This window comes from Faecalibacterium sp. IP-1-18 (assembly GCF_023347355.1).
GTDB classification, from domain to species: domain Bacteria; phylum Bacillota; class Clostridia; order Oscillospirales; family Ruminococcaceae; genus Faecalibacterium; species Faecalibacterium prausnitzii.
Genome location: NZ_CP094472.1, coordinates 355,824 through 381,653 on the forward strand (window position 1 = coordinate 355,824; position 25,830 = coordinate 381,653).

The window sequence follows — 25,830 nt, forward strand, 5'->3', positions numbered from 1 at the left end:
ATGCTGTGGATTGGTAATTTTCACCTACCGTAAAGACGGTTTATTGGAGGCTCCAACCACAGCCTCTTTGTTGAAATGTTAATCAGTTAGATACCGCCAGACGGTTTATTTAGAACGAGGTTACAAGAGCAAAGAAGTCTGTGGTCCTGAACAGCATCGAAATAAATATGCCGGAGGTATCAAAATGGTTTGTGTTGGAATTGATGTTGCCAAGGATAAGCATGACTGCTGTATTCTTGATTCAGACGGAATGGTTCGTGCTGACTGCTTTACCATCCCCAACAACATGGATGGATTTAAGCAACTGCTTCAAACGATTCGAAACTGTACCCAAAAGTCAGACAAAATAAAAGTAGGACTTGAGGCTACCGGACATTACAGCTACAACATTCTTGGATTTCTTCTTGACAAGGACCTGGCCGTCTATGTCATGAATCCTTTGCACACCAACCTGTACCGAAAAAGTCTCAGCCTTCGCAAAACTAAAACCGATCGTGTGGATGCAAGAACGATTGCAACTATGCTATTGTCCGATGTAGACCTCAAGTCCTACACGGATACAGCATACCACAACGAAGAGTTAAAGTCACTAACAAGATACCGATTCGATAAGGTTCGTGAAAGAGCCAAGCTGAAGCAGTCAGTGTCCAGACTGGTCACGATTCTGTTTCCAGAACTGGAGAAGCTCGTTACCTCTCTCCATATTGCTTCGGTTTATGCGCTCCTCAGTGAATATCCCGGTGCAAAACAGATTTCAGAAATTCATCTCACCAAGCTGACAAATCTTCTTGCAACAGCGTCCAAGGGACGCTACGAAAAAGAAAAGGCCATCCAGATTCGAGAGGCCGCCAGAACTTCCATTGGTTCTGTCATGTCTGCCAAATCTCTAGAATTGAAGCACACCATTAAACTCATTAAGGAACTCACCTCCGAGATTGATGAAATTGAAGATTCGATTCAGCAAATCATGGATGAATTGCATCCACCGATTCTTTCTATTCCCGGAATGGGTGTTCATTCCGCTGCCATGATTCTTGCTGAAATCGGCGATTTCTCCAACTTTGATTCTCCTGACAAAGTCCTTGCTTACGCTGGCTGCTCTCCGTCTACATACCAGTCAGGCAAACTCACAAACTGCTATGCTCACATGGAAAAACGCGGTTCTCGCTATCTGCGATACGCTCTCTACAACGCAACCAAGTACGTCTGCCACTGGAATCCCGTCTTTGCTGAATACCTTGCCAAGAAACGTTCTGAAGGAAAACACTACAATGTTGCCCTGTCCCATGCCATGAAGAAACTCGTGCGGCTGATCTATGCCTTGCAAAAGTCTGGAAAAGCGTATCTTACGGCTGCTTGATTTTCTCCAGAGCCTGAGCGAAATCCAAGAACAACTTAGCTGGCGCAGCGAACCCTTGACAAACCGAAGCATTCAAATGCTATCCTGTTTTTGCGAGGGTTAGCTGGGCTTGCTTTGCTATTCTCTCCGTCGCCCTCGCTGTCCCAAGACCAGCATTTGAATGCTGTTTGTCATGGGCAGCGAATGGTTGACGGATTTTAGGGGATTTTTTCATTTTGGGGCTTGACTTTTAATAGTTAGTCTCCAATTCCTTTGACTTTTCCCGTGGCTGTGTTTGCTTGCTCTGCTCCTTTTTTGCGGCATCCAGCTGTGCCCGGATGGACGGCTTTTTCGGTTTGGCTGTGCGGGACTTCTTGGCTTTTGGTGCCTTTTCCTCGGCCTTGACTGCGGCGGCAAGGTCCGTCAGAGAAATTTGTTCTCCGGCCTTTGCTTTTGCCTCCAATTCACCCAGAGAGGGCGCATTGTTCAGCACACCATCAATCATATTTTCGTTTTGTTCCGTGGAAAGTTCTGCGGTGCGCAGCGGGTTTCCCCGCAAGAACTCCGGCACCTGCTGAAAGCCTACGCTGTCGCAGTAGTGGGCGGTATCCTGCCCGTTCTGATGCAACACCACCACATCCGAAACGGACAGCGAATGCCCCTTAAAGTCTGCCGGATGGTCCACATTGAACGTGCGGTAGATGTCCTCCAACGTGGTGCCAGCAGTCAGCGGCGCGGTGTACACTTCCGTATAGTTGGACTTGTCCACGGTCCGGCCAGCGGCTTGCAGGCGGTCGTAAGGTTCAAAACGGTAATCACGGGTGGAATCCTCATTACGTAGCTGGTAGATGGAAAAACTGCCCTGCTGCGGTGATTCGAAGCCTGCCGCCGCGTATTCCTCCACGGTCATTCCAGCAGCGGCCGCTTCCTGCTCGATCTCGGCCTGTACCTGTGCCTTATAGTCCTGCAAGCTCTGGTCAAAGTCGGTCAGCTTGGGCGGTTCCGGCAAGTCATACTGGCCTTGATTGAGCAGCGGGCGGCAGTCCTGCACATAGGTCACAACGGCGTTATAGTAGGCAGTCTGTTCCGACGAAGCGTTCTGTTCCTCCTGCAAAGCAGCGGTAGCGGTTTGCTCCATAGCCGAAAGATTGCAATGCTGTTTGAGGTATGGAATAAATTCGGTCAGCACCATTTTGCGCTCCGCCTTGTCCTGCTCCCACGCTTCCGGGCCTTTGTTGTGCAGAACAAAATTTTTCCAGTTCTCGTCTTTAGCGTAGTATTCATGGTAGCTCTGGATGTGCTGAATCAGAGAGCCGTCACCATCACCGAAATCCTGCCGTCCCTCGTAGTTATCCGGCTGGCCATTCAGGGTAAAGTCAATGCGGAAGGCCGTTTTGTCGTACCAGCCGCCCGTGTAGCCGTCCTTTTCCCGGTCCGTGTGCTGGGCGGTGTCCAGTTCTTCAAAGACGCGGTTTGCCACGGACAGCAGCATGATTTCGCCGTCCTGCAGCTTGTCACTTTCGCTCCAAAGAATTGTGACCGTAGGTTCTGCGGCGGGGTCTGGAATTTTAACGGGTGCGGGAATTTCGTTGGCCTTTTCCGCCGCCTCTTGGAACGCCGCCAGCTTGTCGCCCAATAGGACTTCCGACACTGCGGCTGTCTGCCCCAGCAGATTAAGTGCTTCCTGCCCGGCATTTGGCAGGGTCAGACCGGGCGCGTCTAGCTGGCCTCCGTCCAGAGCCTTTTTGTCCGCATCATACAGTGTATAGTCATAGCCGGAATCACAGGTCTGGATGAATAAAATATTGCCGTTGTCCAGCGCAAATGCGGCTTCCTGTGCGGCGGAAAGGTCTGCTTCCCGCTGCTGGCGCAGTTCTGCCAGATGTTCGTCCAGCGCGGAGATCAGCTCATGGGCCGCGCTACGAATAATTTCCAGAGAGGCTTTTAGCTCGGCCAGTTCCCGGCCGGAACTCCACCCGGCCACATAACCAAAGGAATACTCGGACGTGTCCAGCCCGTAGTGCTGGCAGACGGCATAGGCCACGCTTTCGGCCTGCACCTCGCGGGTGCGGCTGTCCGGGCGGTTGGTCTGTTCCGGGTCGTTGGGGTCGATGGCGTGCAGCTTTGCATGGGCAATCTCATGGATGGCTGTCTTGATGGTTTGCAGCTGGCTCATGCCCTCTTGAATGGCAATGCGGTTGTCGAGCAGATGAAAGTAGCCGTGCGCCCCGCCCTCGATGCCCTCAAACCCGATGGGCACCGGGGATGACTGCTCCAATGCCTTGAAAAAATCTTGGTAGTCCTGCACGCTGCCGGACAGTTCATTCACCGCGATAGAGGGCAGAGGTTCGCCCTCGGTCTGGCTGACATCGAACACGGAAACCACCTTAAAGGCCGGAATCTGCACCGTTTTTTCTTCCGTCAGCGGCTTTCCATCCTTATCCAGAATCGGCTTGCCCTGTTCGTCCAGTTTTTCCGTTTTCTGCTTGACCTTGTACGGCGCAGGAGCAAGGATTTTGATGCCTTTTTCGCCTTTCTTTACGGTGCGGTGGAACGTGTCTTTCCACTTGTTGAAACCCGCCACCAGCTGTCCGCCCTGCATGGCGATCAGCAAGGTGTTGTTGAAGCTGTAATTGTGGAATTTCGCCATCGTGGTGAGGTAGGCTTTGTAGCGGTCGCTGTCGAACAACTGCTGAATGCCTGTTTCCAGCCGGTCCGTGATTTCTTTCATCCGTTCTGCGCTGTCCTTGCCGTTCAGGATAATGGGAATAACTTTCTGCTCCATGATGTAAACTCCTTTGTTTTGCTATCCTACGGATAGAGAGAGCCGGTTATGGCAAAATGAATGCTTCACCTTACCATAACCGGCCCTCGTATTTTTGCCTTACTCTTTGCGCTCTACCCGGTAATTGACGTACTTGTCTCCCGTATCTGCCAGAAGCACCGTTGCATCATAGGTTTTGCCTGTCTTTTCGGAATAGAGGCCCTTGACCTTTGCCTTACCGTTTTTGAGCAGAGCAGCGGCAATCTTCGGTGTGAACGCCTTTTTGCGCTGCTCAAAGAAGCGGTCATTCTTCCACATCACGAACTGACAGCTACGATTCCCACAGTAGAAGTTTTTCTTGCCCTCATAGACGTTTTCACTGCACCGGGGACACTTGCCGATAATAACCCGTTCCGACTGGAACAGGTTTTGCTTATCTGCACTGATACAAGAATAGGTCTTGACCAGCTGGCGCACCTGCGCTTCAATTTCGGCCATGAACTCGTCCGCGTCTGCATTGCCCTTGGCAATCTCGGTCAGGCGATTTTCCCATTCGGCGGTCAGGACGGGAGAGGTCAGGCTTTCCGGCAGAACCACCGCCAGATTGATGCCGTCCTTGGTGGGGACAAGCTGTTTGCCCTTGCGCTGCACAAAGCCCATTTGCACCAGCTTTTCCAGAATCGCCGCACGGGTGGCGGGAGTACCCAGTCCCTTGCGCTCTGCTTCCTCTGGCATATCCTCGGCCCCAGCCCGCTCCATTGCTGACAGGAGCGTATCTTCGGTGTAGGCTTTCGGCGGGGATGTGAAGTGTTCCGATACGGTAGAAGTTACGCGGAAACTCTGCCCCTCGGCCAGTTCCGGCAGGGTGTTCAGGGCTTCCGTTTCTTCTTCGCCGTCTGCTTTCATGGTGGAGCGGAACCGTTGGTCGATCTCTTTCCATCCGGGGACAAGCACCGTTTTTCCCTTGGCGGTGAACTCGTTCCCTGCACAGGAGAACACGGCGGTCACTGTTTCGTACTCGTGGGGTGCGGCCACCGCACAGAGCAGTTTGGAGCAGACAAGGTTCATCAGCTTGCACTCACTTTCCGCAAGGCCGGTGAAGCCCTGTTTTACAAATTCGGCCGTGGGAAGGATGGCGTGGTGGTCCGATACCTTTTTGCTGTTCAGAATCCGGCCCACTTCCGGGGTCAAGTCAAGCTCTTGGGCAAAGGGCAGCAGCTCTAGCAGGTCAGACACAAGATGTTGTACTGTCTGGCCCATATCCTCGGTTAGATATTGGCTGTCGGTGCGGGGATAGGTCAGCAGTTTCTTTTCGTAAAGCTGCTGGGCGTAGTCAAGGGTCTGCTTGGCGGTGAAACCGAACAGACGGTTTGCTTCCCGCTGCAAGGTGGTCAGGTCATAGAGCTTGGGCGGCTGTTCTGTCTTTTTCTCCCGTTTGACAGAAGTACAAACGGGAGTTGTGCCTGTGCATTTTTCTTTGAGAGAATTTGCGGTTTCTGCATCCGCAATGCGCCCACTGTCTGCTTTCAAGCTGCCGGACTGGATGCCGACCGTATAATACTTTTCTTTCTGGAAGCGCAGGATTTTTGCGTCCCGGTCCACCAGCATTTTCAGTGTCGGGGTCTGCACCCGGCCTACCGTCAGGGTTTTGTGATACAGCACCGAAAACAGCCGTGTTGCATTGATGCCCACCAGCCAATCCGCCTTTGCACGGCAGAGGGCCGATTGATACAGAGCATCATAATCCGAATCCGGGCGCAGGTTTGCAAAGCCCTCCCGGATGGCTGCATCCTCCATGCTGGAAATCCAGAGCCGCTTCACAGGTTTTGTGCAACCGGCCATTTGGTAGACGAAACGGAAAATCAGTTCTCCCTCCCGGCCTGCGTCGGTCGCAGCGGTCACGCTGTCCACGTCCGGGCGGTTGAGCAGGGCGCGGACGATTTCAAACTGCTGTTTCTTTTCGTCCGGGACAATGAACTGCCACGGCTGGGGCAGGATGGGCAAATCTTCATACCGCCACTTGCAGTATTTTTCATCGTACTGGCCCGCCTCTGCAAAGGACACCAGATGCCCGATGCACCAGCTGACCAGATACCCGCCGCCCTGCCAATAGCCGTTTTGCTTTTCATCGGCCCCGATCACGGCGGCAATGCTGCGGGCCACACTGGGCTTTTCGGCAATCACCAGCTGAACGCTCATGTTTCGTCCTCCTGTCCGTTCTCCGAATGAATCTCGATTTCAGCCGGTTCCTCGTCTGCATCCTCGTCCTCGCCAAAATCGTATTCGTCCAGATCATCGTGCCCGGTGGTATCGGCCTTGGGCTTGCGGAACTTGAAATAATAGAGTGCCGCGCCACCGCCCGCCAGAGCCAGCGCCAGCAGAATCATCAGACTGACCATGTTGGATTTCGGCTTTTCCTGCGGCGTTTCGGTGTCGGTTTTCACAGCTTCCGGGGCTGTGCAGTTGCGCAGGCTCTTTTCACACAAGGAGCAGTTTTCATTGATGTTCCCGGCCTCACATTTCACGGTGCAGGTGCAGAACTCGGTGTCCTGCGGTTCTTCATCCAGCAGGGCCAGCAAGTCGGCATCGTCCACTTGGTTCAGGAAGTGAACGGACGTTTCCTTGTCCTCGTTGGCACGGTCAATGAGAATGTAAAAATAATTCCCGGCTTTGGTGGTCACGGTGATAAGCTGTTTGTCCCCGTAGAAATCATCCACCAGTGTTGCGTTGCCTTTGGGCGTGATGGACACGCCCTCCGGCTCCATGCCGCCCGTAGTGGGTTCTTCTTCAATAATCTCCGGCAGAGGTTCCGGGGCAGGGTCAGTACCGCTTGCGAAAGCGGGCATGGAAAAGGAGCAGAGGCAGAGCAGGATGGCCAGCAGTCCAGCAGCGAAACGGTTCCAGTTATCAGGTTTCATCGGCGGCATCCTCCTGTTTGTGGTACGGTGTGGCGGTGGGTGCAGCATTCAGCGCACCGCTGCGCAGGAAAGCCGCGAACTCGTCCGGCTTCATGTTCATGCTGCGCACCAGCTGAATAATCTGCAGGTTTTCCTGTTCAGTCTTTGCAGCTTCCAGTTCTTTCAACTGCTGCTGGTATTCGCTGATTTTTTCTTTGAGCCGTTCGATGTCACGCTCAATGCGGGAAAGTCTTTTTGCCATACAAAATCCTTTCTGGCGTCACGGTAAACGCCCATAGCTGTAAAAATGTTCCTGCCAATATTTTGAGTTGAGGTTTGTGTAAGAGATAGGGTCGCCGCAGTGCAGCATGATGGAATTGCCTACATAGATACCGCAATGGCTCACGCCGGGGGTATCGTAGGTTCCCTTGAAAAACACAAGGTCGCCCGGTTTGACCTGCGCCGTCGAAACAGGGGTGCAGAGGTTGTAAAGGCCCTGTGCGGTCTGGCGGCCCACGTTCCAGCCGGAGTGATTCAGCACCCACGAAATGTAGCCGCTGCAATCAAAGCTGGTGCTGGGCGAACTGCCGCCCCACACATACGGGTAGCCGATGTACTTGGTTGCTTCCTCCATCATGGCGGCAAACTTATCATCCTTTAACGCTTCCGGGGGAATATCGTAGTAGGTGGGCTGCTTGATGGTGGACGCATTGGGGTATTGCGCTTTGCCAAACAAATCCGGCCGGTTGCCCAGCGTGCGCATATAGAGCGAATAGGCACTGAGCTGTTCTTCGGTCAGTACTTCCACGGGCAGGTGGGATAAATCCTTGTTCTTCAGCTTGACCGTGCAGATGTAGTATTCATACGGTTCTTGGTAGGTGATAACTTGCGGCACGCCATACGGGCCAATAATAACCATCATTTTTGTACGGTAACGTATCTGCATGGTCACGGTCTCGGTCAGGATGTACTGCTTTTCAAAGAGCATTTCAATCTCGCTTTGCACCTCGGCCAATGTAAAAACGCCATCATGGAGCGCGGACAAAATCGAGATTAGCACATAGGGGTCATGCTCGATTTCGTCCAGATAAAAATGGTATTCATCGTAGTTGTGGGTGGCCTCGTAGGTGTCGAGATACCGTTGCAGCTTTTGTTCCAGCTTGGCATAAGCCTTCTCTGCACCCAGCATATCCTTGTCCTTGGAAAAATAAGAGGATGCCGTCACGCCGGTTCCAGCGGTGCCCGCCATCACGGTGCAGGACTGCAAACCCGTTATCAAGAGCAGAGCCAGCAGACCGAACACCGCCACGATCAGAATGGTTTTCCAGTTCCGGGCCGCAAATTCGGCTACCCGTTCGCCGCCCTCGGCCGCCAGCTTCGTTACCCGGAAACCGTTCTCTGCGGTGGCGGTTGCACCCTGCGCGGCGGCTTGTCCGGCCTGCCGTGCAGCTTTGGCATACTGCTGTTTGATACGCCGTTTCTGCCACATCCGGGAAATGGGGTTGCTGGCCGCCTGTGCAATTTGCGGATTGTCCCGCAAGGATTTCTGGTAAAAGTATTCTGCATTGGCAGACATGAGCTGACGCTCTGCCCTTTCCACGGCCTTGTAGGGTTTCATCTTGTGGTGCCGGATGCCGCTGCGGATGGCTTTGGCGGTCTGACGCTCCGCCAGTTCTTCACCCTTGTGGCCACCCTCCACACCCACATTTTCGTGTTCGACTTCATGGATTTTTCCGTGAGCGAACAGCAACGCTTCCGACAGTGGCCGACTGGCCGGGTTTGGTTTCAAGCTGGGCGGGCCTTTGTCCTGCTGTTCAAAGCGCAAGGTAGATTTTGCCTTGCCGCTGGCAGCATCGTAGACTTTTTCCTTGACCGGGACACGCTTTTTGGGCAGAGCAGCGCGGGCCGTATCCAGCTTGTCGGCTTTCGCTTCCGCCTTTTGGATGTACGGCTGCAACGCCGGGTCTGCCCGTTCTTCTTCGGTCAGTTCCAGACGGGCAGCGGAACGGTGCAGACCATCTTCACTTTCGGCGGTGGCCGCTGTTTCTGTTGCCTTTTTCGATTTCTTTTTATTTTTATGCCCGTCCTTGATGTCCTCGGCCCGTTCCAGAATTTTTTCTGCCTTGCCCTCGGCATCCGTGGAGTAGTCCTGTTCCGCTTCCCGACTGGAAATGTTCTCCACAGTACCGTCCGCTTGATTTTCCACCACCAGACCGTCACGGGTCATGGTCTGGGTGACTTTGGCTTTTGCCTGCAATTCTTTCAAAGTTCTTCACCTCCCATCGGACAGCGGCCCGTTTCAATGTCCGCAATGTATTTGAGAATCGGGAACACCTGCGGCGGCGAAACCGCATTGCCCAGCGTTTTCATCCGCTTGCTGCGGTTCGGCACCTCTTCGGTCAAACGCGGGATGTCGGCGGGTTCTTCGGCCCAAAGGGAATGTCCGTCCATTTGCGCGGGAAACCCATCAGCCACTCTACCCAGTCCGGGTTGAGGTAGGGCTTTTCCAGCGTGGTGGGGGTCATCCGGTAGACCACATGGGAAAGCCGCGCCGTCCACGCCTTGCCGTCCTTGTTCATCTTGCGGTAGCTTCCGTTCGCAGAGATTTGGATGTCCAGTCCCTTGCCCACATCCCCGGTGTCGCTGGCAAGGGGCGTGGGAAGCAGCGGAGCCGATGATGAATACTCGTTTCCGCTCGTGCCACGCGCCAACGGCAGCAGCAGGTAATACGAAAACCCGAACATCGTAACCTGCCTGCTCCAAGTCAATGAGCGTTTTGTCGAGCCCCATACGGAGGAAGCCAGCAACATTTTCTCCAAGCACCCAACGGGGCTGCAATTCCCGGATAACCCGCAGCATTTCGGGCCACAGGTAGCGTTCATCGTGGAAGCCGCGCTGCCGCCCTGCGGTGGAGAACGGCTGGCACGGGAAGCCGCCTGAAATGAGGGTGACGGTGCGAAGTCCTGTTTTTTCAAAGAAAGCCTCCTTTGTTACTGTGGTGATGTCCTGAAAACGGGGCACCTCCGACCAGTGGCTTGCCAGAACAGCGGCGGGAAAGGCTGCCCACTCGCATTGACAGACCGAAGTAAAACCCGCCGCTTCTGCGGCAAGGTCAATGCCGCCGATGCCGGAAAACAAGCTAAAATGCGTTAAGCTCATAGCTCCACCACCTCGTTGAGCCGGGTGGTCATGATTTTATAGAGCTGGGTGTTTTTCGGAATGGGATTGGAAAACGGCAGCACCACATTTTCAAAAATCAGCAGTCCTTCGCCCGGTTCGGAATTGTCGATGTACTTCTGCTGGTCTGCGGAGAGGTTCAGCCGTTCCGAAAGGATTTTGCGGTCGCCGGATGCCTGATTCAGCAGCGTGATGAAGTCGCTGTTTTCCAGAATGTTCTCAATCTCCGGGGAAGAAAGAAGGTCCTTCACATTTTGGGTGGCACCTGTGGGCACGCCGCCCCATTTGCGGAAGCGCTTCCAAATCTCGGCACTGTACGCGGCGGTCTGTTCCTCTTTCAGCAAAAGGTGGAACTCGTCTGCAAAATACCATGTGGCCCGGCCTTGACTGCGGTTCTGGGTGACGCGGCCCCATATCTGGTCTTGGATAATGAGCATCCCCAATTTTTTTAACTGTTTTCCTAACTCTTTGATGTCAAAGGCCACAAGCCGGTTGTGGATGTCCACATTCGTTTTGTGGTTAAACACGTTCAGCGAGCCGGACACATACAAGTCCAATGCCTGCGCTACCCGGTCCGCTTCCGGCAAGTGCTGGTCGAGCAGGGCTTGGTGGAGGTCAGACAAAATCGGCATATTCTCCGGGCAGGGATTCGCCAGATAGGGGCGGTAGATGGCTTTCACGGCACGGTCTATCACGGTGCGTTCGATCGCTTCCAGACCTGTTTTGCCGCCCATAACCAGTTCACAGAACGACAGCACAAAATCCGATTTCAAGGCCAGCGGGCTATCATCCTCGGAGTAGTTGAGGTTGATGTCCAGCGGATTTACATAGTCCTTGCTGGTAGGCGAAAGTTTAATGACCTGCCCATGCAGCCGCTTGACCAGCGGATAATACTCGGCCTCTGGGTCTGAAATAAAAATATCGTCAGCAGTCGTTAAAAACACACTGACGATTTCGGACTTGCAGCTCATGGATTTGCCGCTGCCGGGCGTACCCAGCTTTAGGCCGTTGGGACACCGGGCCTGCTTGCGGTCCAGCATGATCATGTTGTGGGATTTTGCGTTGATGCCGTAGTACATAGCGGCTCCGCTCTGGAAAAGCTCCTGCGTTACAAAGGGCACGAACACCGCCACGTTGGAGGTGGTAAGGCTGCGCTGAATCTTTATCTGGTTGATGCCCAGCGGCAGGCTGGACACAAGGCCCTGCTCCTGCTGGTAGTCCAGCCGGACAAGGGAGCAGTTGTACTTCTGCGCCACACCCGCCGCTTGGAACACATCGTTGCCCAGCTTTTGCTTGGTGTCGGCCACGTTCAGCACTAAAAAAGTCAGCATGAACAATCGCTCATTTCTTGTTTGCAGTTTGTTCAGCAGCTTTTTGGCATCCTCGCCGTAGGTGGCAAGGTCGCTGGGGAGGATATCCATGTCGTACCCGGAACGGACAGCCTTTTTCTGTTCCTGAATCTTCATGGCGTCAAGGTCTGTGATCTTCCGCTTGATGGTTTTGATGGCCTCGGTCTGGTCAATGGCCTGCACATGGAGATTGACGAGAATGCCGCTTTCCGTTTTGAGGAAGTCGGCCAGCATTTCGTCCGAAAGTTCCGGCGCAAGGATTTGTAAAAAGCTCACAGCTCCATACTTTCCGCCCAAACCAAAGGTTTTGGCCGTACCGAAACAGAGGGAGGACGGGGCCACAAAATCCTTGGTAGACAGGCCGGAGGGTGCCAGCCAGTCCCAGTCAAAACGGAACGGTTCGCCGTCCGGGTGGAAGATGCCGTGCAGCACCTCCAAACGCTCCTGCCCGTCCATGACGTGTGCCACGCAGCCCATGGTCTTGAAATAGCCCAGCAGGTCAAGGCCAATGCGCGTCAGCCGCGACCGTGCTGTTTTCAGGCTGTCGGCCTCGATGGTGAACGTCAGATATTTGGTTTTGACAATGCCGTTGTTGCCGCTGGCAAGCTGCTTTTGCAGGATGGCGGTGTACTCGGCGCGGATGTCGTCAAAATCATCCCCCTGCGGTGCGATCTCAAAACTTTTTGCGTACTGCACCGGGTCAACTTTGCGATTGAGAAACGAAAGCTGCACATGGATGGAGGCATCCACATAGTTGTACAGGTCGCACAGGTGTTCAAAGATGGCGGTTCTTGTTTCCGGCTGGGCCAGCTGATAACTGATGTCCTCAAAGGCAATGCACTTGGAGAACGTGCGGCGGTCAATGCGGCACACACCGTCCGGGTAGATGGCCTCATACGGGATGGTGGCCTGTGCCGTGCGGGGCTTGCCGTCACCCTTGTACTTGCGGATAACGGCATCAATTTCTTTTTTCTGGGCGCGGGTGAGCTTTTTGGGCTTTTCGGTTTCGCGGGGTATCGTTTTTCTGGACAATGGCCTTTACCTCCTGTTCCATTTGGTGTTGCCGCACAAGGGCGGCGTAAGCATTGTTGGTCTGATAGGGCCTTTCCTTGGGGCGCAGGAAACAGCACTGAATCATTTGCTGAATCACTACTTCAAGGGGCTGGCCGTGCCGCTCGAACAGAGCGAACAGCAGCCCCGGCAGCATGGCAAAAATCATCAGCAGGGCCGCTGCACTGTTGGAAAGATAGTTCCGGGCCAAAAAATAAAGCGGTCCGCCCGTTAAAAGCGCACCGCCGAAGCAGACCAGCTGCCGCTTGGTCAGCCCGAATAAAACTTTGGATTTTACATGGGTCAAATCTTTGGGAACGGTCACGTACGCCATACGTTTTTCCTTTCTCGGCTTTAGTGGGCACCGAACACCGACTTGCTGATGCTGCCGGTCTTGAACAGACAAAAGCAGAGCAGCACGGTGTAGCCCATGCAGCCCCAGATGGCCCCGGCAATGTCTGCCGCGCCCGAAATATTGCGTATCAGCACCGCATAGATGCCCACGACAATCATAATCAGGAAGGCTTGGAACCCCAGTGCCAGCAAAGACTTCAAGTAGTTCTGCCCGGTGCTGCGCCACTCGCTGCTGCCCATGGTGGCAAGCGGGATAGGCCCCAGCGCGGTCACAACGTAAATCTCGATCATGCGGCCATAGGTCACAAGGAAGATGCAGATAGACAGGATGTTCATGGTCAGGCCCACCACAAGGGTCTGAAACCACAGGCTGAGCAGACTGCCGATGGTCATGCTTTCCAGCTGAAATTCCAGTCCGGGTATCAGGCGGTCAAAGTGGATGGATGTTTCACCGATGATCACGCCGGAACTTTGGTTGACAACGCTCTGGGTGGCATCGAACACGCCCATGACGATGTTCCATGTGTTGCTGACAATGAGGATGGCAAAGGCAGACTTGAAAATCCAGCGGAAGAACATGGAGGTGTCGAAGTCGTGCATATTGTTCTTTTCGGTAATCATCTGGATAAGCTCATGGCACATCACAAGGGCAAGGATGGCTGCGGCAATGGGCAGCACCACCGTTTCGGAAAGGTTGCGCAGCATATTGAAGATACCACTGTTCCATGCCTGCGGGGTGGAGCCGACATCCGAAGCGATTTCGCCCACCTTGGCGTTTACGTTGTCGAACAGGCCGGAGAGGTTGCCCGTGATGCCATCTATCAAAATGCCTTTTATCCATTTCTCGATGATCTCACTAATCAAGCAAAGATACCTCCTTTCCCGCGCCCTCCCATGTCAGCGGGAGAGCGCGGTGGGGTCTCAAAGGTGGATGTACGGATAAGTTGAGGTTAGCCCAGCAACCCGGACAGAAGCGGGACAAGGGTCACGCCGATCAGGGCAACGCCACCGCCCGCGACCAGCTGCTTCACGCCCTGGCTCTTGCTGCCGGGGTTATCCTGTCCGTAGCCCTCCAACAGGTTGATGCCGCCCCATACACACAGGGCACCGCCCAGACCGACCACGATGGTCTGCAAAGTATCGACTGCACTGTTGAAAAATTCCATAAGGTCCTCGCTTTCTGCCACTTGTTCTGCGGCACTCAAAAATAAAAATCATTCGGCTGCATCTTCATCCGACAGGTCGATTTCGTACAGGTCAAAACTTTCGTCCTGTGCGACTACCTGCTGCCGCTTCCGGTGCAGGGTGGATAAGAACCTGTCCACATCAAAGGTGTTTTTCTTGTCCGCGTCCGCAAGGTATTTGTAGTGCGGGTGCTTGGTGATGTCGAACTTCTCCGAGAAGAACGGCCTCACACCCCGCAGCTGCAAAATACATCTGCCGCCGTCCATAATTGCGATTTCGTCCTCTGACATCAACGCCTTTCCTAATTTTTGATAGTTCAGTCCGTGGGAGGTTTGAGAACCCCGGTTCTCGCTGGTGTTGAAACTGTCGATGGTCTCTTTCCCCAGCGCATCGGAGATCTCTTTGGCATTTTTGCCCCGCCCACTCAAAAAGAGAATAGAATCGCAGTTGTCCGAAATGATTTCGGCCGCATCTTTGTAGATTGTTTTCAGCTGCGACTGGCTCTGCAAAATGATGGATGCCGAGATTTCCCGGCTGCGGATGGTGGCGATCAGCTTGTCGAAGTTGGGAATCTGCCCGATGTTGGCGAACTCGTCCAGAATCAGCCGTACATGGACAGGCAGCCGACCACCGTATTTATCATCCGCACGGTCACACAGCAGGTTGATAAGCTGGCTTTGGAGCATGGCGAGAATGAAGTTGAACGTGGTGTCCGTGTCGCTCATAATCAGGAACAGCACGGTCTTTTCATCCCCGATGGTGTCCAGCTCCATTTCATCGTCCTCCATCAACTCCCGCACTTCCCGGATGTCAAATGGGGCTAAACGGGCACCACAGCTTATCAGGATGGAGGAACGGGTCTTGCCCGCCGACAGCAAAAACTTTTTGTACTGCCGGACAGCGAAGTGGTCCGGATCTTTCTGTTCCAGCCGTTCAAACATGAGGTCTACCGGGCTTTGAAAGTCCGGGTCATCTTCACGGGCTTCACTGGCGTTTATCATTTCCAGCAGGGTGGTGAAGTTCATTTCCTCTGCCGGTGCCTCGTACCAGATGTAGCCGATGAGCGCGGTGTAGAACAGCCGTTCCGACTTCACCCAAAAATCTTCTGCTGATTTTTCACCCTCGCCCTTGGTGTTGGCAATCAGGGTGTTCACCAGCTTCAGCACATCCTTTTCCGAGTGGATGTAGACAAAGGGGTTGTACTTCATGGACTTGGAAAAGTTTATCGTGTTCAGGATTTTCATCCGGTAGCCTGCCCGCTGGAACATTTGGCCCGTTTCGAGAACCAGAGTACCTTTCGGGTCAGTGACCACAAATGAGGTGGGATAGTCGGAAGTGGGAAAGCATTGCATGAGGTTGGGCTTGACGTAAAACCGGGTCTTGCCGCTGCCGGAGCCGCCGATCACCAGCACATTCTTGTTCCGGGCCGTCTTGGGGTCTTTGGGCCGCCCGGTCATGGTCAGGCGTTCGGTCTGGGTCAGTAGGATGTTGTTTTCAAACTTGGGGTCGATGTACGGGGCAATGTCTTTGGCGGTGCCCCACCGGGCAGAACCGTATTCCTCGCCCTTGCGGTACTTCTTGGCGTTCTTGCCCTTGCTGTACATGATGAGCCGGACAGCCACCGCCCCGGCAACGCCCACGCAGAGGTCAAACGGATGCAGGCTGGGCAGCGGGTTTGCAAAGGCAGCCGAGATGCCGTTCGTCAGGTGCAGCAGCTTGGCCGAAGCATCCACGCCCGCCGCCAGACGGTATGCCTGCCCGCATTTGGCGAACAGGTACACGAACAGCAGATACGGCAGATTCAGCAACAGCAGCTTTTTCAGTTCAGGCTTCATCGTTCCAGCCCCCTTTGCTTGATTTTTTCTTTGGCACGTTTCGGCTGCTGGGCGGCTTTCTGCTTGGCTGCTGCCAGCACCTTGCGGATAGAGGGCCGCTGCTCCTTGGAGAGCGTTTTGGCGGTGAACTCCCGGAACGCCTGTTCCAGATTGTCCGCATCCTTGGCCTTGAAGATCACGATGTAGTGGGGCGGCTGGGTGGTTTTGTCCTTGCGCAGGGTGAAGTCTACGCCGTACTTTTTGGCGCAGGGCTTGAACGCCCCGATGTTCGCCTCCGTGACTTCAATGTTGGTCAGAGCCGCGCCGTGGGCTTTCAGCTGTTTCAGGCTTTGCTTGCCGTGGTGCAGCTTTGGCCCCTTGGCCCGGTGTTGCAAATATTTTTTCAGCGCAGCTTGCAACGCTTGGGCGGTGAGTTTGCCTGTTTTCATGGACAAGGCAATGGTTTTCTGGGTAACTTCTTCCTGCAATATGAATCCCTCCTTGTTGCAGAAAATTCAGAGCGGCAGCTAGGGTGGAACCACCAGCCGCCGCAGGTAGGTAGTGCGCATAGGGTGACGCTCCTTTCGGTCAGTTGTTGGGCGGGCGGCCCCAATCAGGCTGCGCCATATCGTGCGCCACAAGGGACGCATAGTAGCTGTTGATGGTGCTGGGCGCGTTAAAAAGCATGGCCCGCAGGTATTGCTTGATGTTACGGACTTTGGTGGTGTTATCCCGCAGGCAGTCCATGACGAACTCGATGTGATGGCTGTCCAGCTTCAAAAATTTCGCCTTGACCAACTCTGCCGGGTAATCGTCCCCGGCCACCCGGATGGACTTGCGGGAAGTGCAGACCGTTTCCAGCAGGATGTCCACGATTTCGTCCAGCTGTTCCCGGTCTATCCGGGGATTCTGGATGAGGGTGTCATACTCGATGTTCTCCAAAATCAGGCCCCGGTAGATTTGATAGGCCGTTTCCTTTCGGCTTCCGGTCCGTTCCGGCGGCGGTGCCGCTGCCTCGTCCTCGTCCAAAGGCAAGGGGTTTGGGGAATGGATAGGAATGGAATCGGTATTTAATCTCTCTTTCTTTTGTTTTTCTGTAATTAGTTTATCTTTATTTAATTGCATTGGATTTTCCAACGTAGGGTTTTCCTGCGTGGGATTCTCCAACGTTGGATTTTCCAATGTAGGTGAAACCGATGCAGGAACGGGCTGCGGCAGCTCGAAGATCACATAGTCTGCGCCGCGCAGCCGCCCTTTCTCGTCCCGTTCTCTGGAACGCTGGATGTAGCCCGCCTGTTCCAGTTCCCGGATGGCCTGCCGTATCGCATCGATGCTTTCCCGGTTGATACGGGCCAGCCCTTGCAGGGTGTAATCCCAATCTTCCGGCAGTGAGAGCATTTGGGAGAGTAAGCCTTTGGCTTTCAGGGACAGGTTCCTGTTCCGCAGGTGGTGGTTCGACATGACCGTGTAGCCGCTGTTCTTTTCTACCCGAAAAACTGCCATTTCACGGATGCCTCCTTTCGCTGTAAACAAAAAAAGCAGCGTTCATTTGCTCCCGGTGGTGGGAGAAGTGAACGCTGCGCGTACTTGAGAATTTTTAGGTTGTGTGGTATATAAAGGGCAACTGGGTTTCAAACACGGCTGCCCATCGGGGTGCGATACAAGCAAGTTGCTATCCGATGACCTCAAAAACAAATTGTACTACGATTGTTTTTAGAAAATGCTGTATCACTACTCGCACCAAATAATGAAAATCCGAACCTTTTCTCGATAGGAGAAAGGTTCGGATTTTTGTTTTATTGGCTCATGGATCGTGTCGGAATTTACGGCTCAGGCAAGACTTTCAATGACCTTGGCGCTTTTTTCAATGCCGATAACCCCGCTGTCCAGCGCAATATGATAGTTGGCGGCATGATGATGCGTTTTTCCATTAGACTTCTCCTTTCTGGTTCAGTTCACGGTAGGTTTTGCAGATCAGATAGCCTGCAATCAGGAAGGTGAGGATATCCGACATGGGCATGGAGTACAACACACCGTCCAGCCCGAAGAACCGGGGCAGCAGTAGGGCAAAGCCCACGCCGAACACCACCTCACGCACCATGGACAGGGCGGTGGATTCCGCTGCCTTGCCCATGGCCTGCAAAAAGATGAAGCAGGCTTTGTTGACACAGGCCAGAATGATCATGCACAGGTAGATGCGGAAGGACTTCACGGCAAAATCGGTGTAGTAAACGCTCTCGTTGGCGGAACCAAACAGGGCGATGAGCTGCCGGGGAAGCAGCTCCACCAGCACCAGTGCAACGGCACCCACTGCGGCTTCTGCCAGCAGCAGCTTCGTGAACAGCTCCTTCACACGGGTGGGCTTTTTGGCGCCCATGTTGAAGCCCACCACGGGGATGCAGCCAGCCGCCATGCCCACCACGATGGAAATGACGATCTGGAAGAACTTCATCACGATGCCAACAACTGCCATGGGAATCTGGGCGTACTGCTCCTGCCCGAACACGGCATCCAGTGCGCCGTATTTGCGGATCATGTTGTTGATGGCTGCCATTGCCGCCACAAGGCTGATCTGGGACAGAAAGCTGGTCATGCCAAGGGTCAGGGTACGGCCGCAGATGGAGCCTTTCAGCCGGTAGTCACCCTTTTCAGGGCGAATGATCTTCATGTGCAGCAGATACCACACTGCCAGCGCTGCCGTGACCAGCTGACCGATGACGGTAGCCACCGCTGCGCCCATCATGCCCCAGCGGAAGCCGAAAATGAAGATGGGGTCCAGAATGATGTTCAGCGCCGCACCCGCAAGGGTGGAGATCATGGCAAACCGGGGGTTGCCATCCGCGCGGATGATGGGGTTCATGGCCTGCCCGAACATATAAAAGGGCACGCCCAGCGTGATATAAAAGAAATATTCTTGGGAGTGATGATAGGTCTCGGCGTTCACCGTTCCACCGAACATGGCAAGAATGGTGTCCGCAAAAATCAGATAGAGCGCGGCCAGCACAATGCTGCTGACCAGACACATCACCACCGCATTGCCGACGCTCCGCTTTGCCTTGGGGACTTCGTTCTGCCCAAGGCTGATGCTGACGAAGGCGCAGCAGCCATCACCGATCATGACGGCAATGGCCAGCGCTACCACCGTCAGGGGGAAAACGACCGTATTGGCGGCATTGCCATAAGAGCCGAGATAGCTGGCGTTTGCAATAAAAATCTGGTCCACGATGTTGTACAGCGCACCCACCAGCAGCGAAATAATGCACGGGATCGCATACTTTTGCATCAGTTTGCCGATGCGTTCCGTGCCGAGAAATTGATTGGAACTTTCCATGGGATTCACCTTACCTTTCCATTTTGAGGACAAAAAAAACAACGGGCAGCCCTCATGCAACCGGTTTTACGCATGAGTGCTACTCGTTGTACGAAATCATTATAGCCTGCCTGTCTGGAATTTGCAAAGGCAGTTTTGCACAAGAATTGTACTGGGCATTCTGCGCAGATTGCACGAGGAAAACTTTGTGGAAGATGCCCTTTGAAGCCCGCCAACCTACCGTGGTACAATAAAGTAAAGAGTAAAATTACGCTGGAAAGTCTGTTTTTGCAGCCTTTTCATACAAGGGAAAGAGGAAATACCATGTCACGGTTTCAAGCGGGAGCGCTGGTGGTCTACGGAAATCTGGGAGTGCACGAGGTGGAAGGGGTCGGGCTGCGGCGCTTTTGCGATGAGCCCGCCAGAGAGTATTACACCCTCCGGCCTTATTTTTCGGATTCCCACGATCGCAGCTATATCCCCACGGAAAAGGAAGCGGCGCTGCGCCCGGTGACCCCGGCGCAGCAGGCAGCAGCCGACCTTGCACGCATCAAAACGGAGAAGCTGCCCATCCCGGCGGGGGTACAGACAGCGCTGGCAGAACACTATCAGGCGCTGCTGCACACCAACGATTTTTACCAGTACCTGACCCTGTTCAAGGAGCTGGGGCAAAAGCAGACCCAGCAGCAAAGCCGCGGCCGAAAGATCAACGCTATGGATGCGTACTTTTACCAGATGGTAGAGCGCGTCCTGCGGGAGGAGCTGGCGGTGGCGTTTGGGGAATCGCAGCAGGAAGCCGGCAGGCGGCTGCTCGAGATTTTGCGCTGAAGCTGCATGGTGATTTTTACCAACAAATGCAAAGGCTCTTTTTGTTCGGAGCAACTTTGTAGGAATCAACAAAGAAGGATGGTTTGTTATGTAAAACCTTCGTGAGAGTTTGCCACTTGAAACCCATCAATGCCTTATGATATAATCCCTTCAGCAGAACGCGCTGTGTGTGAACACGTAAGACCAGTTTCTTCACACACAGGCGCTCTCTTTTTTTGTTTCAATAAAGTTAGTTCAAACTAATTTAAGGGAGGGCTTCTCATTCGTAACGGTCGTTCCACTATTTTTCTTGGCATTTTACTGCTGATCCTTTCGGTCGGCTCTCTGTTTGTCGGGGTGCTGGACATCCGGCCTTCTGACCTGCTTACAGGCAGCGTGGAAACATGGGAGATCTTTCTGATCTCCCGCCTGCCGCGTCTGCTTGCCATCCTCTGCACAGGCATTGGCATGAGCGTGGCGGGGCTTATCATGCAGCAGCTCTGCATGAACAAGTTTGTTTCGCCCACCACAGGCGCAACGATCTCTTCTGCGCAGTTTGGCATTCTGCTGGCTTTGCTGTTTGCACCGGGTTCTACCCTGTGGGGACGTGCTGCCTTTTCCTTCGTTTGTGCCGTTCTGGGTACATGGGTCTTTGTCTGGTTCATCCAGAGTATCCAGTTCAAAGATGTTGTCATGGTCCCGCTGGTCGGCATCATGTTCTCCAACATCGTAATGGGCGTCACCAATTATCTTGCCTACAAATATGAAATGACACAGGCTCTTTCCAGCTGGCTGGTCGGTCATTTTTCCACCGTCATTCGTGGGCGGTATGAGCTTGTCTGGCTGACGGTACCGCTGGTGATTCTGGCATTTGTATTTGCCAACCACTTCAATATCGTGGGCATGGGAAAAGACTTTTCTCAGAACCTCGGCGTTCCGTATGATCTGGTGCTGTTTATGGGGCTGACCATTGCTGCCATGATCACGGCATCCGTTGTTGTCGTGGTCGGCTCGATCTCCTACATCGGCCTCATCGTGCCCAATATTGTAGCAATGTTCAAGGGTGACCAAATTCGAGGAACGCTGGTGGATACCGCTCTGTTTGGTGCATTGTTCGTGCTGGTCTGCGATATGATCGGACGGGTTGTGATCTATCCCTACGAGCTGCCCATCGAGCTGATCGTTGGCGTCATCGGCAGTATCCTGTTTGTCGGTCTGCTGCTGTATCGGCTTCGGCATGGGCGCAAGGCAGTCCGACTGGACAAAGCTGCCAAGAAAACCGGAGGTGCAGCATGAAAACGCACAAAAATCATCTGCGCCTGCTGATCCTTCTGCTTCTTGTTCTGCTGGCCTGCGCGGGCTATATGACAGTGGGAGTCTACTTTGAAAACCAAAAATTATTTGCCTACGCCATGCGCATCCGCACGCCCAAGCTGATCGCCATGCTCATCACGGCATTTGCCATTGGAAGTGCCTCCATCGTGTTTCAGTCCATCATCAACAACACCATCGTCACGCCCTGCCTGTTGGGCATGGATCAGCTTTATTCGCTAATCCACACGGCGGTGTTCTTTGTGGCGGGTTCGGGCAGCTTTCTGGCGGTCAATGCCAACGCAGCCTTTGCGGTAGACCTTGCCATTATGGGCGCTGTTGCCACCGTAATTTACAGCTATCTGTTCCAGAAAACGAACCACAATGTTCTGTACGTCCTGCTCATCGGCACGGTGCTGACCTCGTTCTTTTCCAGTGTCCAGACGACTTTGGCCCGTGTGATGGACCCCAACGAGTACGACACGCTGCTGACGGATCTGGTCGCCAGCTTTTCCAATGTCAATTCGGCGATTCTGGTACTGTCCGTTGCGGTTCTGGCGCTGGTCGCCTTTGCCCTCCGGAAAGAGCTTGTGCTGCTGGACGTTCTGACACTGGGCAAAGATCAGGCCATCAATCTGGGTGTGGACTATGACCGCTGTATCCGCCGCCTGCTGCTGGGGGTCACGCTGTACATTGCAACAGCCACCGCTATGGTCGGGCCGCTGGCATTTCTGGGGCTTATCATTGCCAACCTTTCCCGGCAGTTCCTGCGCACCTACCGGCACAGCCAGCTCATCACCGGCTCTGTTTTGTTCGGCATGATCGTTCTGATCGGCGGACAGCTTCTGGTGGAGCGGGTGTTCGTTTACTCGGTTCCGGTCAGCGTGTTCATCACCGTGGGCGGCGGCGTGTATTTCCTGTATTTGCTGCTCACCCAGAGAAAGGCATAACACCATGTTTGTAAAAGAGATCACCAAACGCTACGATGGCAAAGCCGTTGTCGATGGCGTGAGTTTTGAAATTCCGAAAGGTAAAGTCCTTTCCCTCATCGGTCCGAACGGCGCAGGAAAATCCACCGTGATGGGAATGCTGTCCCGGCTGATCGCACGGGACAGCGGTCTTGTGGATTTTGAGGGGACGGAGATCACGCGCTGGAAAAGCCGGGAGCTGAGCAAGCGGCTCGCCATCCTGACCCAAGCGAACAATGTCCAGATGAAGCTGACTGTCCGGGAACTGGTTGCGTTTGGCCGCTTTCCGTACTCCGGCGGACGGCTGACCCAAGAGGACAACGAGATCATTGACCGTGCCATTGCCTACATGGAACTGGGCGATTTTGAGGAGCAGTTCATCGATGAACTGTCCGGCGGTCAGCGGCAGCGTGCCTATATAGCCATGGTCATTGCACAGGACACCGAGTATATCCTGCTGGATGAACCGACCAACAATCTGGATATTTACCACGCAACCAACCTCATGCGCATCGTCCGCCGCCTGTGCGATGAGCTGGGCAAAACGGTGATCCTTGTTCTGCACGAGATCAACTATGCTGCGTTTTATTCCGACTACATCTGCGCCTTTGTGGATGGAAAAATCGCAAAGTTTGGCACCGTGCAGGAAGTGATCACCAAAGAAAACCTGTCCGATATCTACAAGGTAGACTTTGAGATCATGCAGATCGAAGGCAAGCCTTTGTCGATATATTATTGATTTCAGTACTTTTAAAAAGGAGCATTCTTATGAAGAAAATTTCTCGTCGTTCGTTTTTGACCGCTATGGCCGCTGTGAGTGCAGCGGGTGTTCTCGCCGCCTGCGGCGCTTCCTCCTCCACGGCAAACTCTGTGGTGTCCTCTGTGGCAGCATCCAGCGAAGCCGCAGCCTCTTCGGAAGCTGCACCGGAATCTGTGACTATCAAGGCGTTCAACGGTGCAAAGGAACTGGTAGATGTGGAAGTGCCCTTTGACCCGCAGCGCATTGCAATCCTCGAACTTGCTTCTCTGGACATTCTGGATGAACTGGGCGTTGGCGACCGTGTGGTCGGCACGGCATCCACCTCTCTGGATTATCTTCAGAGCTATGTCACCAATGACAGCATTGCGAACCTTGGCAACATCAAGGAGGTTGATATGGAAGCAGTCATGGCCTGTGAGCCGGATATCATCTTTATCGGCGGACGCCTGTCCAAATCCTATGATGCCCTATGCGAGATCGCACCCGTTATTTTCCTTTCGACCGACGCCGAAAAGGGCGTTGTGGAAAGCACCCGTGAAAACGCCATGACCATCGCTTCTATCTTTGGTCTGGAAGACCATGTGGAAGCTTTGATGGCGGATTTTGACAGCCGCATCGACGCCCTGAAAGCCTTTGCAGAGGGCAAGACTGCCATCATCGGCATGACCACCAGCGGCAGCTTCAATGTTCTGGGCAACGATGGCCGATGCTCCATCATCGGCAAGGAGATCGGCTTTGAGAATATCGGTGTGGATGCCAATATCGACACCTCGACCCACGGCAACGAGGCTTCCTTCGAGTTCATTGTGGACAAGAACCCCGACTACATCTTCGCCATGGACCGCGATGCAGCCATTGGCACCGATGGCGCGCAGATGGCACAGGAAATCCTGGAAAACGAGCTGGTCAAGAGCACGGATGCTTACAAGAACGGCCACGTCGTTTATCTGGCACACCCGAATGTCTGGTACACCGCAGAGGGCGGCATTCAGGCACTGAGCGAAATGCTGAGCGATCTGGAAAACGCACTGCTGTGATTTTTTTCGCAAGTTAAGAAAATAGTGCAACACGAAAACAGCATATTTGCGATATGCAATCCAACGATGTTGCAAACGATCAAAAGTTGGATTGCGATGGCTGCTGCGGTTCCGTAAGCTGGATATGAGCCTGAAAGACCAGCGGCAGGCGCTGGTGGATACCTTCATCAATGCGATTTATCTGTACGATGATAAGGTTTTGATAACCTTCAACTATAAAGGAGGAACACAGACCGTGACTTTTGGAGAAGCGGCAGAAGCCGCATCAAAGGGAAATGGTTCGGATTTGGATTGCTTTACTGCACCACAAAAAAGACAGCTTTTGATAGCTGTCTTTTTTGTTTTATACGGCAATTTCGTTTAACAGCACCGGCGGGGCAGAGAACTTGAACGAGATGTGACAAAAGGGGAGTACCGGCAGAGCTGCCGGGTGTCGCGCCCCGCTGCACAGACCCGTTCAAATCTTTCTCTGCACTGGACAATCACCCCCTGTTCGCGGTATACTGAAAGCTGAATACAATGCAAAAAACGAGGTCGCAGCATGGTAGAACAGGCAAACGAACTGATATTGGATATCTTGCCCCTTTCGGCACAGACGGCACGGCTGGTGCGGGTGTACGGCACAGCGCCCTGTGTGGCGCTGCCGGGCACACTGCCCGCCCCGGAAGGCGGCAGTCTTGCTTTGACCGAGCTGGGCGACTACTGCTTTTCCGAAAAGCCCCGCAGCCTGCCTGCACCGGATGCCCTCTGCCGCTGCGCGGTAGGCGCGGACGGCGCGGTGCGGCTGACCCGGGCATTCGGGCTGGCGGTGGGGCAAAAGCCCGCCCGCCGGTACGATTTTGATCTTGACGCCCCGGCAGAGGACGAACCGGAGCTGCATCCGGTGTGCGGCAGCTTTCTGGAGGAAGTCACCCTGCCGGACAGCGTACAGGTCATTGGCAGCTGCGCCTTTTACAACTGCCGCAGCCTGCGTCTGCTCACGGTGGGCAGCAGCAGCCTGACCGTGGGCAGCGATGTGTTTTTGAACTGCTTTGCGCTGGAGACCCTGCGGGTGCAGGCCGCACCGGAGCAGCCCACCGGCCTGTTTGCACTGGTGAACAACATCACCGAGGCGGTGCAGGCGCAGTTTTGGCCCGCCGGTGCCGCCGCACCGCTGGCGGCGCTGTGGTACCCTGCCTACTGGGAGGATATCGAGGAGACCCCCGCCCACATCCTGCTGCACACCTTTTCCGGGCAGGGATACCATTACCGGCAGTGTTTTCTCGACAATAAATTCCTTCCCGCAGAATATGACGCCATCTTCCCGCAGGGGCACGATGCCGATGACGCCGCCGTTATGACCATGCTCTGCTTTGCCCGCCTGCGGTATCCGTGGCAGCTGACCGAAGCTGCTGCCGGGCACTACCGGGCGTTTCTGGCAACCAACACCGACCGGGTGTTCGCCCGCCTTTTGAAGGCGCAAGACACCGACAGCATCCGCGCCCTGCTGGCGCTGGACGTGCTGGATAAAGCCGCCTTTGCGTCTGCCGCCGCCCTTGCCGCCAAGGCGGAGAACGCCGCCGCTGCCGCCCTGTTGGCAGATGCGGAACACAAAAAATATGCCCCCCAGCCCAAAAAGCAGCGGTACGATTTTGATTTTTAATGGGAGTGCCCTTTCAGTCAAGGACACTCCCTCAGGCTGCTCTCGCTGTTCGCAGCCAGCTCCCTC

21 protein-coding genes and 1 pseudogene are annotated in these 25,830 nt (G+C 54.2%); 8 read left to right on the plus strand and 14 right to left on the minus strand.

Annotated elements, in window-relative coordinates; translation table 11 throughout:
- The first annotated feature begins 184 nt into the window (after positions 1-184).
- Positions 185-1,360 carry an IS110 family transposase gene (locus MTP43_RS01730; protein WP_113620654.1) on the plus strand — a complete coding sequence of 392 codons (1,176 nt, stop codon included), beginning with the start codon at positions 185-187 and terminating at the stop codon, positions 1,358-1,360.
- 229 nt (positions 1,361-1,589) lie between these two features.
- Here MTP43_RS01730 and MTP43_RS01735 read toward each other — a convergent pair.
- From MTP43_RS01735 to MTP43_RS01800, 14 genes and pseudogenes are all read right to left on the minus strand, one after another.
- Positions 1,590-4,118, minus strand: a pseudogene (locus tag MTP43_RS01735) (YodL domain-containing protein); the annotation flags it as partial.
- A gap of 105 nt (positions 4,119-4,223) precedes the next feature.
- Positions 4,224-6,302 carry a DNA topoisomerase 3 gene (locus MTP43_RS01740; RefSeq protein WP_249235019.1) on the minus strand — a complete coding sequence of 693 codons (2,079 nt, stop codon included), beginning with the start codon at positions 6,300-6,302 and terminating at the stop codon, positions 4,224-4,226.
- On the minus strand, positions 6,299-7,021 hold the full coding sequence (locus MTP43_RS01745) for a DUF4366 domain-containing protein (protein WP_249235020.1): 723 nt from the start codon (positions 7,019-7,021) through the stop codon (positions 6,299-6,301). Before MTP43_RS01745 ends, MTP43_RS01740 begins: the two co-directional genes overlap by 4 nt.
- Entirely contained in the window at positions 7,011-7,262 is a 252-nt protein-coding gene (locus tag MTP43_RS01750) for a DUF4315 family protein (protein WP_005942334.1), read from the minus strand. The genes MTP43_RS01745 and MTP43_RS01750 overlap by 11 nt, the downstream gene beginning before the upstream one ends.
- A gap of 18 nt (positions 7,263-7,280) precedes the next feature.
- Complete coding sequence (locus tag MTP43_RS01755) at positions 7,281-9,266, minus strand: C40 family peptidase (RefSeq protein ID WP_249235021.1); 1,986 nt, start codon at positions 9,264-9,266, stop codon at positions 7,281-7,283.
- Positions 9,263-10,159, minus strand: a complete 897-nt coding sequence (locus MTP43_RS01760) for a DNA cytosine methyltransferase (protein ID WP_249235022.1) — start codon at positions 10,157-10,159, stop codon at positions 9,263-9,265. Before MTP43_RS01760 ends, MTP43_RS01755 begins: the two co-directional genes overlap by 4 nt.
- Positions 10,156-12,558 (minus strand): VirB4-like conjugal transfer ATPase, CD1110 family, encoded by a 2,403-nt coding sequence (locus MTP43_RS01765; protein ID WP_249235023.1) that lies wholly within the window; start codon positions 12,556-12,558, stop codon positions 10,156-10,158. The genes MTP43_RS01760 and MTP43_RS01765 overlap by 4 nt, the downstream gene beginning before the upstream one ends.
- Positions 12,485-12,910, minus strand: coding sequence for a PrgI family protein (locus MTP43_RS01770; RefSeq protein WP_249235200.1), 426 nt, complete (start codon positions 12,908-12,910; stop codon positions 12,485-12,487). The genes MTP43_RS01765 and MTP43_RS01770 overlap by 74 nt, the downstream gene beginning before the upstream one ends.
- 20 nt (positions 12,911-12,930) lie before the next feature.
- The gene (locus MTP43_RS01775) at positions 12,931-13,794 is read right to left on the minus strand and encodes a VirB6/TrbL-like conjugal transfer protein, CD1112 family (RefSeq protein WP_112116565.1); all 864 of its coding nucleotides are present in this window, start codon (positions 13,792-13,794) and stop codon (positions 12,931-12,933) included.
- Between the two features lie 86 nt (positions 13,795-13,880).
- On the minus strand, positions 13,881-14,096 hold the full coding sequence (locus MTP43_RS01780) for a Maff2 family mobile element protein (protein WP_005922889.1): 216 nt from the start codon (positions 14,094-14,096) through the stop codon (positions 13,881-13,883).
- Positions 14,097-14,144: 48 nt separating this feature from the next.
- On the minus strand, positions 14,145-15,950 hold the full coding sequence (locus MTP43_RS01785; RefSeq protein ID WP_249235024.1) for a VirD4-like conjugal transfer protein, CD1115 family: 1,806 nt from the start codon (positions 15,948-15,950) through the stop codon (positions 14,145-14,147).
- Complete coding sequence (locus tag MTP43_RS01790) at positions 15,947-16,417, minus strand: PcfB family protein (protein ID WP_005933691.1); 471 nt, start codon at positions 16,415-16,417, stop codon at positions 15,947-15,949. The genes MTP43_RS01785 and MTP43_RS01790 overlap by 4 nt, the downstream gene beginning before the upstream one ends.
- A gap of 100 nt (positions 16,418-16,517) precedes the next feature.
- Positions 16,518-17,432: a DUF6017 domain-containing protein gene (locus MTP43_RS01795; RefSeq protein ID WP_249235025.1), complete on the minus strand. Its 915-nt coding sequence runs from the start codon at positions 17,430-17,432 to the stop codon at positions 16,518-16,520.
- Positions 17,433-17,859: 427 nt separating this feature from the next.
- Positions 17,860-19,260: an MATE family efflux transporter gene (locus MTP43_RS01800; protein ID WP_005922916.1), complete on the minus strand. Its 1,401-nt coding sequence runs from the start codon at positions 19,258-19,260 to the stop codon at positions 17,860-17,862.
- Between the two features lie 303 nt (positions 19,261-19,563).
- Between MTP43_RS01800 and MTP43_RS01805 the strand changes: the two genes are divergently transcribed.
- The 7 genes from MTP43_RS01805 to MTP43_RS01835 all read left to right on the plus strand — a co-directional run bounded on the left by MTP43_RS01805 (position 19,564) and on the right by MTP43_RS01835 (position 25,764).
- Positions 19,564-20,067, plus strand: a complete 504-nt coding sequence (locus MTP43_RS01805; RefSeq protein WP_005922920.1) for a CarD family transcriptional regulator — start codon at positions 19,564-19,566, stop codon at positions 20,065-20,067.
- Between the two features lie 306 nt (positions 20,068-20,373).
- Positions 20,374-21,342, plus strand: coding sequence for an ABC transporter permease (locus MTP43_RS01810; protein ID WP_341271151.1), 969 nt, complete (start codon positions 20,374-20,376; stop codon positions 21,340-21,342).
- The gene (locus MTP43_RS01815; RefSeq protein ID WP_117526607.1) at positions 21,339-22,307 is read left to right on the plus strand and encodes an iron chelate uptake ABC transporter family permease subunit; all 969 of its coding nucleotides are present in this window, start codon (positions 21,339-21,341) and stop codon (positions 22,305-22,307) included. The genes MTP43_RS01810 and MTP43_RS01815 overlap by 4 nt, the downstream gene beginning before the upstream one ends.
- Before the next feature lie 4 nt (positions 22,308-22,311).
- Positions 22,312-23,064, plus strand: coding sequence for an iron ABC transporter ATP-binding protein (locus MTP43_RS01820; RefSeq protein WP_098924066.1), 753 nt, complete (start codon positions 22,312-22,314; stop codon positions 23,062-23,064).
- Positions 23,065-23,093: 29 nt separating this feature from the next.
- A complete protein-coding gene (locus tag MTP43_RS01825) occupies positions 23,094-24,122 on the plus strand; it encodes a siderophore ABC transporter substrate-binding protein (RefSeq protein ID WP_117526606.1) in 1,029 nt (342 codons plus the stop codon).
- Positions 24,123-24,246: 124 nt separating this feature from the next.
- A complete protein-coding gene (locus MTP43_RS01830) occupies positions 24,247-24,486 on the plus strand; it encodes a hypothetical protein (RefSeq protein ID WP_249235026.1) in 240 nt (79 codons plus the stop codon).
- A 177-nt stretch (positions 24,487-24,663) separates the two neighbouring features.
- A complete protein-coding gene (locus tag MTP43_RS01835) occupies positions 24,664-25,764 on the plus strand; it encodes a leucine-rich repeat protein (RefSeq protein ID WP_117526602.1) in 1,101 nt (366 codons plus the stop codon).
- The last annotated feature ends 66 nt before the right edge of the window (positions 25,765-25,830 follow it).

Coding starts and splice junctions, on each gene's coding strand:
- MTP43_RS01730 (WP_113620654.1), top strand. CDS start 185: ATGGTTTGTGTTGGAATTGATGTTGCCAAGGATAAGCATGACTGCTGT.
- MTP43_RS01740 (WP_249235019.1), bottom strand. CDS start 6,302: ATGAGCGTTCAGCTGGTGATTGCCGAAAAGCCCAGTGTGGCCCGCAGC.
- MTP43_RS01745 (WP_249235020.1), bottom strand. CDS start 7,021: ATGAAACCTGATAACTGGAACCGTTTCGCTGCTGGACTGCTGGCCATC.
- MTP43_RS01750 (WP_005942334.1), bottom strand. CDS start 7,262: ATGGCAAAAAGACTTTCCCGCATTGAGCGTGACATCGAACGGCTCAAA.
- MTP43_RS01760 (WP_249235022.1), bottom strand. CDS start 10,159: ATGAGCTTAACGCATTTTAGCTTGTTTTCCGGCATCGGCGGCATTGAC.
- MTP43_RS01770 (WP_249235200.1), bottom strand. CDS start 12,910: ATGGCGTACGTGACCGTTCCCAAAGATTTGACCCATGTAAAATCCAAA.
- MTP43_RS01780 (WP_005922889.1), bottom strand. CDS start 14,096: ATGGAATTTTTCAACAGTGCAGTCGATACTTTGCAGACCATCGTGGTC.
- MTP43_RS01785 (WP_249235024.1), bottom strand. CDS start 15,950: ATGAAGCCTGAACTGAAAAAGCTGCTGTTGCTGAATCTGCCGTATCTG.
- MTP43_RS01795 (WP_249235025.1), bottom strand. CDS start 17,432: ATGGCAGTTTTTCGGGTAGAAAAGAACAGCGGCTACACGGTCATGTCG.
- MTP43_RS01800 (WP_005922916.1), bottom strand. CDS start 19,260: ATGGAAAGTTCCAATCAATTTCTCGGCACGGAACGCATCGGCAAACTG.
- MTP43_RS01805 (WP_005922920.1), top strand. CDS start 19,564: ATGTCACGGTTTCAAGCGGGAGCGCTGGTGGTCTACGGAAATCTGGGA.
- MTP43_RS01815 (WP_117526607.1), top strand. CDS start 21,339: ATGAAAACGCACAAAAATCATCTGCGCCTGCTGATCCTTCTGCTTCTT.
- MTP43_RS01820 (WP_098924066.1), top strand. CDS start 22,312: ATGTTTGTAAAAGAGATCACCAAACGCTACGATGGCAAAGCCGTTGTC.
- MTP43_RS01825 (WP_117526606.1), top strand. CDS start 23,094: ATGAAGAAAATTTCTCGTCGTTCGTTTTTGACCGCTATGGCCGCTGTG.
- MTP43_RS01830 (WP_249235026.1), top strand. CDS start 24,247: ATGAGCCTGAAAGACCAGCGGCAGGCGCTGGTGGATACCTTCATCAAT.
- MTP43_RS01835 (WP_117526602.1), top strand. CDS start 24,664: ATGGTAGAACAGGCAAACGAACTGATATTGGATATCTTGCCCCTTTCG.